General features: G+C 44.5%; 8 protein-coding genes. 1 reads left to right on the top strand and 7 read right to left on the bottom strand.

The window, feature by feature from the left end; translation table 11 throughout:
- Positions 1–12: 12 nt before the first annotated feature.
- The 6 genes from ACYQ0C_RS01530 to ACYQ0C_RS01505 form a co-directional block, all read right to left on the bottom strand.
- A complete protein-coding gene (locus ACYQ0C_RS01530) occupies positions 13–1407 on the bottom strand; it encodes a sugar porter family MFS transporter (RefSeq protein WP_011964891.1) in 1395 nt (464 codons plus the stop codon).
- A 186-nt stretch (positions 1408–1593) separates the two neighbouring features.
- Complete coding sequence (locus ACYQ0C_RS01525) at positions 1594–3996, bottom strand: glycoside hydrolase family 95 protein (protein ID WP_175271301.1); 2403 nt, start codon at positions 3994–3996, stop codon at positions 1594–1596.
- 119 nt (positions 3997–4115) lie between these two features.
- The gene (locus ACYQ0C_RS01520; RefSeq protein ID WP_016275297.1) at positions 4116–6398 is read right to left on the bottom strand and encodes a GH92 family glycosyl hydrolase; all 2283 of its coding nucleotides are present in this window, start codon (positions 6396–6398) and stop codon (positions 4116–4118) included.
- A 34-nt stretch (positions 6399–6432) separates the two neighbouring features.
- Positions 6433–8631 carry a GH92 family glycosyl hydrolase gene (locus ACYQ0C_RS01515; RefSeq protein WP_016275296.1) on the bottom strand — a complete coding sequence of 733 codons (2199 nt, stop codon included), beginning with the start codon at positions 8629–8631 and terminating at the stop codon, positions 6433–6435.
- Between the two features lie 266 nt (positions 8632–8897).
- On the bottom strand, positions 8898–10076 hold the full coding sequence (locus ACYQ0C_RS01510; RefSeq protein ID WP_016275295.1) for a DUF418 domain-containing protein: 1179 nt from the start codon (positions 10074–10076) through the stop codon (positions 8898–8900).
- 7 nt (positions 10077–10083) lie between these two features.
- The gene (locus ACYQ0C_RS01505; protein WP_016275294.1) at positions 10084–11133 is read right to left on the bottom strand and encodes an acyltransferase family protein; all 1050 of its coding nucleotides are present in this window, start codon (positions 11131–11133) and stop codon (positions 10084–10086) included.
- A 202-nt stretch (positions 11134–11335) separates the two neighbouring features.
- Between ACYQ0C_RS01505 and ACYQ0C_RS01500 the strand changes: the two genes are divergently transcribed.
- A complete protein-coding gene (locus tag ACYQ0C_RS01500; RefSeq protein WP_016275293.1) occupies positions 11336–12508 on the top strand; it encodes an iron-containing alcohol dehydrogenase in 1173 nt (390 codons plus the stop codon).
- 82 nt (positions 12509–12590) lie between these two features.
- Here ACYQ0C_RS01500 and ACYQ0C_RS01495 read toward each other — a convergent pair whose 3' ends face one another.
- Entirely contained in the window at positions 12591–13040 is a 450-nt protein-coding gene (locus ACYQ0C_RS01495; RefSeq protein ID WP_016275291.1) for an acyl-CoA thioesterase, read from the bottom strand.
- Positions 13041–13108 lie beyond the last annotated feature (68 nt).

The raw sequence follows: 13108 nt of genomic DNA, 5'->3' as shown, positions 1-13108 counted from the left end.
AATAAATGATTGTTATTTCACTAATTCCTTTTCTATTTCCTCCAGACTCTTTCCTTTGGTCTCCGGCAAACGGAATACAACAAATATTCCCCCACTCAGGCAAATCAGCCCATACAGCCAGAATGTCCCGGCAGCTCCCAAACCACTATTCAACATCGGGAAAGTATAGGTCAGTATAAAGCAGGCCGCCCACAAAGCGAAAGTACAAACAGACATGGCAACTCCACGAATACGGTTCGGGAAAATCTCAGAGATAATGACCCACATCACTGTAGCCAAAGTCATGGCATAACAGGCAATAGCCATCACAACAATAATCAACAGCACAACTCCTGTGATATGAAAATAATAAGCGGCTCCCATAAAGGCATAAATTACTGCCAGTCCAAATGATCCGATCAGTGTCAACGCCTTACGTCCCCAACGGTCTACCACAAACATGGCTAGAATAGTAAATATGACATTTGTAATACCGGTCACCACAATATTCATCAAGACATCAGACACGCCATAACCTGCCGCCATAAATATTTCCTGTGCATAGTTGAAAATAACATTAATACCACACCATTGCTGCAAAATAGCCATGACAACACCTATAGTCAACACTTTATACATAGCAGGATTCAATAATTGACGAAAACCTCCTTCTTGCGTCTGACAGGCTGAAGCCGCTTCTATGGCCGCCAACTCAGTAACAGCATATTCCTTTCCTCCCATACGAGTAAACACCTTGAGTGCAGCCTCCCGCTTTCCCGAAGAGGCTAACCAACGAGGACTCTCCGGTAATATAAAACTAAAAACAAAGAACAAGGCGGCCGGGACAGTCATTGCCCAAAACATCCAGCGCCATCCCATCTGTCCGTTCCATGATTCACGGATCATTTCATGAGTAGCTCCTAATGCCACAGGCTCGGCTATCTGCCAATTAACAATCTGAGAAGTCAAGATACCTAACACTACCGTCAACTGATTGATGGACACAAACCGTCCCCGCAAATGTGCCGGAGCTATTTCTGCTATATACATAGGTGACAAACTGGAAGCAATCCCAATGGCAAAGCCCCCCACCAAACGAAATACATTAAAGAAAGTAAAAGAATGCACCGCCCCTGTACCGACAGCCGTACAGATAAATAATCCTGCCGCCAAAATCAAAATCGGCTTACGTCCCAAACGGTCACTCAGCTTACCGGCACTTAGCGCCCCAAACAAACAACCAATCAAGGCACTGCTCATAGCCCATCCCTGCATAACAGGGTTACCAGCTATACCAAAATATTGTTCATAAAAAGGTTTTGCTCCTCCGATCACTACCCAGTCATATCCAAACAGGAAACCTCCCATAGCAGAAATCAAAGCAATAAGAAATAGATAAAAATTAGATTGTGTTTTCATGAATATCATATATTAGTTATTTTTATGATGCAAAGTAACAAGGATTCAAGGACTTAAAGAATAGAAAAAATTACTGAGGATATGGACAATATTACTATTTCATTACTTTGCTGGTTGCCTTATCATAAAACGAGGACTACACCTCAATATACTGAGATGTAATCCTCAATCAAGCTATGCAAAGCAACCTGTTTTTTACAACAATTCCAGCAAATCTCCACGTTTCATTTCCACTGTTATCAAACCTTTTGCATCAGGATTTGCAATTGCCTCCTTACTATTTAAAAGCACTCTATATTTTTTCCCTTGAGGAATTTTCACTTTTAAAACCTGATCAGCAGTAGCTTTTAAAGAAGCTTTATTAATGACAGTATTCGTCCACTCAGCAGTCGCTTCAGCTCCTCCCTTTAAACATAGACCTTTAAAACCACCATCTTTCCATTCAATAGGCAAACAAGGTAAGAATTCTACATAACCCTCATGATTCTGTATTAGCATTTCTGCCATACCAGCTGTACCGGCGGGATTCCCGTCAAACGAATAAATATCACCTTCCGCCCCAGCAATGCCACCTGGAGATACAGTCATTAAATTCTCACGTGAAAGCTTGCCCTGCAATAATTGAACACTCTTATATGCTTCCTGTGCATCTTTCAAGCGGGCATACATACAAATCATATTGGCACGACTCCACTCTGTATCTTCCCAGTTCTCGGCAGACAAACGATTCTCGATGGTCTTGCGGGCAGCTTCCGCCAATTCGGGAGTCTTCTCCAAAGTGATTTGGGAGAAAGGATAGAGTGCCAGCAGGTGGGAAGTGTGACGATGGTTGGGATGAGCTTCCTCGAAATCTTCAAACCATTCACGAATGGCACCATTGGCACGCAACTGGATGGGAGGAAGTTGGGCGATGGCAGTACGCAGGCTATCGGCAAACTCGCGGTCGGTATTCAATATCTCTGAAGCCTGAACACAATTCGACAAGATCTCGTAGGCCAGTTCACGGTCACAGGCAGGCATCATGGAGGCAACCATTTCCTCACCGCCTGCTGTACGGAACCAGTTTTCGGGTGAGATGCTCGGCCCTGTCATCAGATAACCACTCTTCGGGTCTTTTGCCAAGAAATCCAGGATGAACTGTGCATTACCTTTCAAAAGCGGATAGGCCATTTCGGCCAGATATTGCTTGTCCTGTGTAAATTCATATTGTGTCCACAGATGGGAAGCTATCCATGAGCTTGCCATCGGGAACAGTCCCCAAATAATGGTACTGGAGGCGGGAGTATATCCCCAGACATTGGCTGTAGTGTGAGCAGTCCAGCCTTTACATCCATAGACCACTTCGGCTGTCTTCGCACCGTGATGCGCCAAATCCTTAATATAGGTAAACAGAGGGGCATTACATTCGGCAAGATTGCCGACATTGGCTGCCCAATAATTCTGTTCAGTATTGATATCCAGATGATAGTCATTGGTCCAGCCCATGTTGCACGCCTTGTTATCATTGAAAAAACCCTGCAAGGCAATGGGCAATGGAGAGTTTTCGCGGGAACTGGCAATGGTGAGGTAACGGCCATATTGGAAGAACAAGGCATCCAGACCAGTATCAGTCTTGCCTTCCTTCACTTGTTTCCAACGGACATCCGTAGGCAACGCGCGGTTAGCGTCTTGCCCGAAATGAATAGAGACACGATTGTACAACGTGTTATAATCCTTTATATGCGCCTGCTTCAATTCATCATAAGATTTAGCTGCAGCCTTCTTCACGCCATCAGCACAAAGAGTCTTGTAATCAGGACTTTTATAATCGGTACGCACATCGACAATCAAAGTCACAGCATCAGCTTCTTTTATACCTACTCCAGACTGTTCCATCTTTACCTCTCCATTATCAGCCAGAACGGCTATTCTTCCTTCAAAACAGACTCCGCCCGGACCATGCAAGGGAAAATCTACTTTCCCGGTAAATACCAATTGGTTATCTTCTACAGAAAGGTCGGCTTGACGCATCAAATCCAATCCCATATTCATAGTAATGGACTTTTGCTTATCAGCGGTCAAGCGGAGTACGAGAACATTATCCGGGTTTGTAGCAAAATACTCACGTTTATAGTTCACACCACCGGAGTTGAAAGAAACGCTGCTGACAGCCTCATCCAAGCTTAACGAACGACGGTAGCCGGTCACTTTACCTTCGGGGTAAATGAATTGCATCTTCAAATCTCCAATGGGAAGATGAGTTCCGAAAGAAGTCTGGTTGCCATGAAGATTATCTCCGGCTATACGGTTTCCTTCCGATAGTTTTCCCTCAAAGAACAACTTTCTGAGCTGGTTCATTTTCTCTCGTCCGAAAGGTATGTTCTGGTTCTCATTGTACTGGCCGGACCACATTGTCGATTCATTCAACGCCAGTTTCTCTTCCTCTATCCCACCATAAGTCATAGCTCCCAAGCGTCCATTACCAATAGGTAAAGATTCCATCCAAACTTCTGCCGGCTGGGCATACCATAATTCTGTAGTTTCACAGGAATCAGTCGCACTCTGGCATCCGGAAAGCGCCAAAGCCATTGCTCCCAAATAAGTCTTAAAATGTTTCATATTTTTCATGATTAATAGTTTCTTCCAAGGCAAAAGTAAACATACCTCTCCCATCAGGTAGAGAATATTTCGCCATTTTTAGGCTCTTTTGCTTCAATTACAGCCTATAAAAGGAGGATTCAGTGCTTAGGATCTTTTCCCAGCACAAATTCCAGAACGCCACCCTTTGTTATCTCTTCATGGGTAATCCAAAGACGGTTCAAAGGCTTTCCATTCAAGGAAACAGACTGGATATATACATTCTCCGGAGAATTATGATGTGCTATGATCGTAAATGTCCTTCCTTTATAATATCGATTATCTAAAGATAAAATAACTTTACGGAACACAGGACTTGTCAGTTCATAACGGTTGTTGCCGGGACAAATAGGATGGAATCCCATAGCCGCCAGAATATACCAGGCAGACATCTGTCCCACATCCTCATTTCCACACAATCCGTTCACTGTATCACCGTATGCATTCCGGCAGATACGCCGTGTCCAATATTGGGTGAGCCACGGACGCGAAGTATAGTTCAACATGAAAGGTACCTGATGATCAGGCTCGTTAGGATGATTATAGTAATCCCCCCACATGAAACGTTCATCTGCTCCCTCGAAGAATGCTACCAATTCCCGTTCAAAGTACTCTTTTCCCATAAGAGAAATCAATCCTTCCAGATCATGCGGGACAAACCAGCCCTGCTGATAATTATTACTTTCTATACAACCTTGCCAATGTACATTCCGCCCCTTCCACGGCATCCAGCTACCATCTGCCGAACGTGCACGGAACCATTTCACACTATCACACCATACCTGATGATAAGATTGTGCCTTCCTCTCAAATGCCACAGCTTCCTGTTCCCTTCCCCTATCACGAAGCATAGTGCTGACACACCAGTCCGTATAAGCATACTCCAACGTTTTCGAAAGATCATCCGGCGTATATCCCTGCTCATTATTGCCAAATGTGCGGACTGTGTTCAAAGAATATTCCAAAGCTTTCCGGGTATCATAATTCCGGATACCTTTATTGTAAGCATCCGCCACCACCGATACGGCCGGATTACCCACCATACAACCCGAATAGGCATTCAAGAATTCCCAACGTGGAAAATATTTCTTACCGCTCAGTTCCGCCAGTTGAATCAATGAGTTTATTTCATCGTCCACCAGCCGGGGATTGATAATGGTCTGTAAAGGAAACTGGCTACGGAATACATCCCAGCCGCTGAAAATAGTACGATAGATAAAATTATCCGCATAATGCACCTTGCCATCCGCCCCCGGATAGGCGCCGTCCACATCCGAGAAACAACGCGGATCTATCATAGTGTGATATAAAGATGTATAGAAAATAGTCTTATCCTTTTCCTCTCCTTCCACCTGTACACCCGAGAGAGCCTCATTCCACTGCCTGCGGGCACGCTGACGCACTCCATCAAAATTCCAATCGGAAATATCGCTTTGCAGATTCTTTCGCGCACCCTCCATGCTGACAAACGAGATGCCGCATTTCAACAAAGCCTGCTCCCCTTCACGAGTGGAGAACTCAGTATAAAAGCCTAGATGTTTCCCTTGAGCTATCTTTTTCCGGGGAAATACATGAGCATTCTTGATATATTCATGGTAAGCCGGATCATCATTGGAAGCATTCTTACGTTCCACTCCCTCGGGGATATCCGCACTCCATACGCCAAAATTTTTCAAAGGACGGTCAAAGCAGCAATAGAAATAAGCTGTATAGTTACCTTGTCCTGCCCCATCTCCCCAACCGCCACCATCGGGGGTACATTTCATCCAACCTTTAATGGTATAATCGTCCTCCACTTCTACATATTGTTCAGTAGAAGTACCACCGATACGGCGTGCCAAATCTATCTGTATGCGGGAAACCTCAGACTGAGGATAGGTAAAACGCATCATTCCCGAACGGGAAGCCGCTGCCAATTCCACCTGAATACCATAATCATCCAGCATCACAGAATAACCGTCCACCTTCGCCACCTCACGGTCATGAGAGTAACGGGAACGGTAACCGCTTTCGGGATTTTCTTCCGTACCTTTGAACGTATGCAGTTCTCCCGTGGTAGGCATAACCAGGAAATTACCCAAATCGCCATACCAACCGATGCCGCTCATGTGGGTGAAGCTGAATCCTTCGATGGTAGAATGATGCCAGGAATACCCGGGGCCGTTATCTCCTCCGGTCTTTGTATCGGGACTCAATTGCACCAGGCCGAAAGGAGTGCACACACCGGGAAATGTTTTTCCCAGTCCGTGATCGGAGCCGGCCATCTCATCAGCGGTGGTTGCTCCGATGATCGGGTTGACATAGTCTACAGGGGCCTTTTGAGCCCAGGCATTTACAATATTCAAACTAATGAACAATAAACATACAGATATCGGTCTTTTCATAAAATAATCAAACTAAAGGACAACAAACCATTCATTATTTTCGCGGTGTGGCACTCATTACAAACTCCAGCGTTCCGCCATTCATAATATCCTGATGGGTAATATAATTCTTTGTATATTTCTTACCATTCAGTTTCATGGAACGGATATAAATCTCATTGTGCTTTTTACGTGGGGCTTTGATGGTAAAAGTCTTTCCATCAGGCAACTGAATAGTCGCTTCCTCCAACATAGGAGTACCGATAATGTACTCTCCGCTGACCGGATTTACCGGATAAAAGCCAAGTGCGCCAAACACATACCAAGCAGACATTTCCCCGCAATCATCATTACCGGCATAACCCGAAGAAGAATCGTTGTACAGTTCATTCATGATATGCGCCACATATTTCTGTGTCTTCCAAGGTTCTCCCGCACAAGCATACAGATAAGCCACATGATGGCTCGGTTCATTGCCATGCGCATATTGCCCTACAAAACCGGAAGCATTGTCATTCAGCTCACCACTTTGATCATTGACAGTGAAGAAGGTATCCAATTTTGCGGTAAAAGCGTTGTTGCCCCCTGTCAGTGAAATCAAGTCGGGTATATTCTGGGGTACATACCAGAAGTATTGCCAGGCATTCCCCTCAGTGAAAGGATAGCCGCCATTGGCTCCATATTTATAAGGATCGAAAGGTTCCATCCATTCTCCTTTCTTATTTTTCGGTTGAAAGAATTTTGTCTCTGCATTAAACAGATTCCGGTAAAAAGCGGAACGCTTCATAAAGCGGCTATAATCTTCTTCTTTCCCTAATTTCCGGGCCAACTGTGCGACACACCAATCATCAAAAGCTTGTTCTAAAGTAATAGAAACAGATTGTGTCTGAATATCCTCAGGCATGTATCCATATTTCTCCCATACTTCAAAAGGAGAGTTCGGATGAGATACGATGGAACTGCTACGAACTGCTTCATAGGCTTTTTCCGCATCCACTCCTGCAACACCTTTCAGCACAGCATCCACAATGACAGGAATGGAGTGGTTGCCAATCATACAATAATTATCCTGCCCCCATAATTGCCACACAGGCAGATAACCATAATAATCATATTGACGCATCATGCTTTTAATAAAATCAGGAATGCGGCCGGTATGCAGCAAAGTATAAAGCGGATGAGCCGCCCTGAATGTATCCCATAAAGAAAAAGTGGAATAATGCACTTCATTATCGGCAACCTTACGTGTCGTATAATCGGCAGCCATATATTCACCGTTTACATCACTCATGGTATTGGGCTGGACCATCGTGTGATATAAAGCCGTGTAGAAGATCGTTTTCTGCAGATCAGTACCCCGGACGGTTATCTTTTCCAGTTCCTTTTCCCAACTGTCTCCGGCAGCAAAAGCAATATTATCAAAATCCCAACCGGGAACTTCCTTAGACATATTCAGACGGGCGTTCTCTATAGAAACCGGTGACAAGGCTACTTTACACACCAATTCCTGATCCTGCCGCATATCGAACGTAAACAAACCATGAAGATCCGTTCCGTTAATGACCGGTGTATTTTTATATTTCCGGCCTCCGTCATGAAATTCAGAAAAGTGTATCGGTTTAGAAAATTCAATGTGGAAATAGATTTTTCTCAGTTTCGCCCATCCGGTAATGATACGATAACCTTCTACCTCAGTAGGAGAAATGATCCGGATTTGTGACTGGATAATACGACGGTTCCAGCTTCCTTTATTGGCGGAATGATCCAAGTCCAGCCACAGTTTGGCTTCCTTACCCTGCGGATACGTATAACGATGTACGCCCACACGTACAGAGGCTGTCAATTCCGCCTGAATCCCTTCATCATCCAACAACACCTGATAATATCCCGGACGTGCCTGTTCCTGTTGGTGAGTGAAAGCTGATTTCGTTTTATCACTGACCGTGGGGAACATCAATATATCAATAAAATCGGAAGCTCCCGTCCCACTTAAACGGGTATGGCTGAAACCATAAATGGTAGAGTCGTTATAATCATATCCCGAAGCCTGCGCCCAGTCGGGAGCTTCGCGAGTATCAGGACTTAACTGGACCATACCGAAAGGTACAGTGGCTCCCGGATAATTGTTTCCCGAAAGACTGGAATTAACTGCCCCTGTTCCAATAAACGGATTTACCCAACGGGTTAGATTCTGAGCATAGATGAAATTTGCGGAAAGAATAAATGTTACTAATAAATGAACCAGCCTCTTCATAATAGATTTAAAGTTTTGTTTATTGGCAAAGGTAGTTCATTCGTGTTCTGGAAACAGATATAATTTCGTCTAATTTAGGCTCATTTGCTTCAATTATAGCATTCAGCGACCTGTGTAGCCCTCCAATCTGCTTTTCTTTCATATCTTTTCCAGCCGGGAAATGAAGTTACAAGTCGGGAAATACCCCAACGGACTTCTTTAAATAAAACAAAGTAAGCCGCAAAATTTGCGGCTTACAACTATACATAAACGATCTTACATACTATTTACTTGTCCCCCATCCAAGTCCATTTATGCCAGATACTTTCCAACGGTCCTTGCTTGTGGCTCTTCAACCACCATTTGCAGAATTGAACCTGCAACAGGAAAAGCACGAGACCGACAATCAGGCTCAGCGTATATCCGCAATACGGAGCCAGATAAAGCCCAAACGGAAAATAAATAACCGCACCGGCAATGGACTGTCCTATATAGTTGCTCAGACTCATCTTCCCATAGGAACGGAGGCTGGACACGAGCTTCTGAAAGCCTGTCCTTTGATAAAGCAGGACAAAAGAAGCAACCAGCACCACAGTGAAGGCAAACTTCTGCCACATATCAAAAGCGGTTCCTGCCGTACTTTTAATAATATCGCTGTCACTTGCCATGATCAATTCCTTTAACTGGAAAAGAGGGGCAAAGGCAATGGCAGAGACAATGAGCGCCTTCACCCAAAAACGCGTATGTTTTTCAGAAATAACAAACAACTGTTTACGCCCGATATATAATCCCATCAAAAACAAGCCGGCAGTCTGCCAAAAACGCCCTGCACCCAGAGCCCAATACAAGCTAGCTTTCTGTCCCAAAGTAATATTCCGCCATATAAATTCTCCAAAGTTTCCTTCTTTGGTATAAGCTGCCACTTCTCCATACATCTCGCCTACCCCCAAATCGGGCAAAGTGTGCGAAGGATCGTACAGACTTACTATATAATGATACCACTCAACGGGTTGCAAAAGGAACAAGATAGCGGTGATAAGGACGGCGCAATCACTCCACTTGCGGACAAGGAAAAGCACAACACCCACTACCACAAAGAGTAACAACACATCTCCTGCCGGAAAAAAAGCAGCGTTCAATGTGGCAAACACCGCCAGCAATACCAAACGCCAAAGAAAGCGATAACCGAAATCCTTTCCTTTCCGTTGCTGGTTGGCAGACTGTATGTAGAAAGTAAACCCGAACAAAAGGGCAAAAATGGCATACGCTTTTCCGGCAAATAAAGAGAAAGTGACGTTGAATACTCCGTCATTCAAGATCTTCAGCCAAGCAGGCTGATCTGTGGGATAAACCGGAAAAATGAAATGCTCCAGATTATGTACTAAAAGAATAGCCATTACCGCGAATCCGCGCAAGGCATCCACCACTTCAATGCGTGGCGTTTTTTCTGCTAATTGTTTTTCCATGAAATAGTTATTGTTGTTTGTTTAAAATACGTTTTACCACACGGTTGGCCGGTTTCTCAAAATAAGAATAAGAAAGCAGGCTCAATCCAATTGTAACTGCAAGAATAAGCGGAATGCTGATATACAGGCTGATGTGACAATCGTATGTTTTCGCCAGTTGCACGTAGGCCAATATAATCCACAAATGAATCAGATAAAAACTATAACTGATATCGCCACCAATGACCAGATATTTATTGGAAAGGATACGCGAAAGGAACCCTTTCTGCAAAGAGAATATCAGGAGAACCAATGAAATAGGTATCCAGTAATAACAGGAGTAACGATAGACTTTCGGAACCAGATCCTCCGAAGCCAGGTAAAAGAGCAGAAAGAGACACACTGCACCCACTTCGAGCAAAGACGCCGTGAAGAAAGACAACTGTTTGGAACGGCACCATCCATAGGCTTGATAAAGCAACATACCCACCAGAAAATCGGGGAAGCGGGCCAAAGGATTCACATACCAATAGCCACGGATATTTGCCTCATCCGTCAGCGACATCAGTACCGGAACCGCCACAGCGCATACCAGCAAAGTTCCTGCCAATCTTTGTCTTTCCTTAAAGAACAAAGCCAAGAACGGGAACAGGAAATAGAACAACTGCTCACATCCCAAACTCCACGAGGGACTGCCGAAATAAAAGAAATAATCCATCCGGGGGACAAAAGGATGCAACAGGAACAGTGCAGGAATAAAATGTTTCAACCCTTCACACCAGCCCGTCGGTGTCAACCAATTGCCTACAACAGCCACTCCCAGCAAAGTCAATACATGCAATGGATAAATACGGGCAACACGTGCCGCCCAGAACCGACGTTTCGTCACCAGCCGTTCCTCCATCTTCTTTTGATAATTGTATGCTATAATAAAGCCACTTAGTATAAAGAAGAAGCTTACGCCCACAAATCCTTCTTTAAAAATATGAGTAGAGAAGCTGGAATCGACTACATAGCAATGCGCCCCGAAAACCATCAGCGCAAAGAAGAGGCGTAAAGAAGTTAATGTATCAATCATAGTATCGTCATTTCTGTCTCAATCGGACACAAAGGTACGGTTCTTTTTCGAACTATTTATTGATCTGGATTAAATTCACTCTGCCATCAGGTGATTTCCGCTCCTTCATTTTACTAAAATGTAAATTTTAACAGTTTACTCAGACATCCAAACCATTATTTTCCTACATTTGTTATTAGTAAAACTTTAAATACGAAAGAACATGAAAGCAAACCCTGTATTTAGTTTGTACATCCCTACCAAATTAATATTTGGTTGTGGAGAAATCAAGAAATTATCCAGTGAGAAACTACCGGGGAAAAAGGCATTAGTTGTCATCTCATCCGGAACTTCCATGCGGAAATATGGATATCTGGAGAAAGTGCTCGCCCAATTAAGACTGAATCATGTAGAGACACTGGTTTACGATAAGATCCTTCCCAACCCCATCAAAGAACACGTGATGGAAGCAGCAGGCATCTGCCGCGAAGAAAAATGCGACTTTGTGGTAGGACTGGGAGGCGGAAGTTCCATCGACTCCGCCAAAAGCATCGCTGTCATGGCCTGCAATGATGGCGACTACTGGGACTATGTATCAGGGGGCAGCGGCAAAGGGCGTCCCGTAAGCAAAGCACTTCCCATTATCGCCATCCCTACCACCGCCGGAACCGGAACGGAGATGGATCCATGGACAGTGATCACCCACGAAACGGCTCAGGAAAAGATAGGCTTCGGTTGCCAGCTGACCTTCCCCACCTTATCTATTGTAGATCCGGAACTGATGGTTTCCATTCCCCCGCACCTCACCGCCTATCAAGGGTTCGATGCATTCTTCCATGCCGCCGAAGGTTTTATCGCCAATTGCGCGACCCCCATCAGCGACCTCTATGCCTTAGAAGCCATTCGTCTGATCTACAAATATCTGCCAGTAGCCGTAGCCGACGGAAAGAATTTGAAAGCGCGTGCCAAAATTGCTTGGGCCAGCACCTTGGCAGGCATGGTGGAAGCTACTTCTAGTTGCACTTCCGAACATTCATTAGAACATGCCATGAGTGCATATTATCCGCAACTTCCTCACGGAGCCGGACTCATTGCCTTGTCGGAAGCATACTTCGAAACCTTCCGTCATGACTGTACAAAACGTTACATGAAAATGGCCGAAGTGATGACTCAGAAGAAGAGCAACCGTTCGTCCGATTTCATTGATGCATTGATCACGCTCCAGAAAGAATGTAAAGTACATCCTGTCAAGTTGAGTGAATTCGGCATCCAGCCCGAAGATTTCCCGAAATTCCTGCAAAATGCAAGAGACACCATGGGAGGGCTGTTCACGCTGGACCCACGCCCGATTACTGATGAAGAGATCCTGCATGTCTTTGAGAAGTCTTATAAATAATGGATAAAGAACCAGACCTTGCCGTAACCTGTTACGGCAAGGTTAAACCATTGAACTACGATTTGATCCGGAAAATCAACGACTATTTCCGCTCCTTTGAAAGTTCCTCCAACGTTTTTTCCTCGTACTTGCAAATCGCCTCCTTATAATCCTCGGAAATCAATCTAGGTTCCTTGGTAGCCAGATCATACCCCACCATCACCGTGCGGCACTCACATTTCACCTCATGGGTATCCGTAGTCACGGCACGCTGTAACAAGGTAAAGCTCTTGTGCCCCAAATGTACCACTGCCGTTTCTATCACCAAGTGATCCGAGAAAAACACCGGCATAAAGAAGTTGGCATTGATGTTCGCCACCACAATAGCCAGCTTGCTCCAGTCGGCATCACCCAATACATCTTTTATATAAGTAGTCTTTGCCAAATCATACAAAGAAAAGTAAACTGAATTGTTCATGTGACCAAACTGATCCACATCGCTGAATCGTATCTGCACCGGCATAGTATGCCTGAATTTTATATCCTCTGCCATAGTTTAGTTAATTAAAATCGTTCAAATATAACACTTTTCCCGGCAATTGACCCCTAAATGACAGATTA

Source organism: Phocaeicola sartorii JCM 17136 = DSM 21941 (genome assembly GCF_054653615.1).
Note: the sequence above shows the minus strand (reverse complement) of the source record. Positions and strands in the feature narration are given on the sequence as shown.

What these genes read in the sequence shown, in the direction of transcription:
- ACYQ0C_RS01510 (WP_016275295.1), bottom strand. Translation starts at nt 10,076, where the DNA reads ATGGAAAAACAATTAGCAGAAAAAACGCCACGCATTGAAGTGGTGGAT.
- ACYQ0C_RS01500 (WP_016275293.1), top strand. Translation starts at nt 11,336, where the DNA reads ATGAAAGCAAACCCTGTATTTAGTTTGTACATCCCTACCAAATTAATA.
- ACYQ0C_RS01530 (WP_011964891.1), bottom strand. Translation starts at nt 1,407, where the DNA reads ATGATATTCATGAAAACACAATCTAATTTTTATCTATTTCTTATTGCT.
- ACYQ0C_RS01525 (WP_175271301.1), bottom strand. Translation starts at nt 3,996, where the DNA reads ATGAAACATTTTAAGACTTATTTGGGAGCAATGGCTTTGGCGCTTTCC.
- ACYQ0C_RS01515 (WP_016275296.1), bottom strand. Translation starts at nt 8,631, where the DNA reads ATGAAGAGGCTGGTTCATTTATTAGTAACATTTATTCTTTCCGCAAAT.
- ACYQ0C_RS01520 (WP_016275297.1), bottom strand. Translation starts at nt 6,398, where the DNA reads ATGAAAAGACCGATATCTGTATGTTTATTGTTCATTAGTTTGAATATT.
- ACYQ0C_RS01495 (WP_016275291.1), bottom strand. Translation starts at nt 13,040, where the DNA reads ATGGCAGAGGATATAAAATTCAGGCATACTATGCCGGTGCAGATACGA.
- ACYQ0C_RS01505 (WP_016275294.1), bottom strand. Translation starts at nt 11,133, where the DNA reads ATGATTGATACATTAACTTCTTTACGCCTCTTCTTTGCGCTGATGGTT.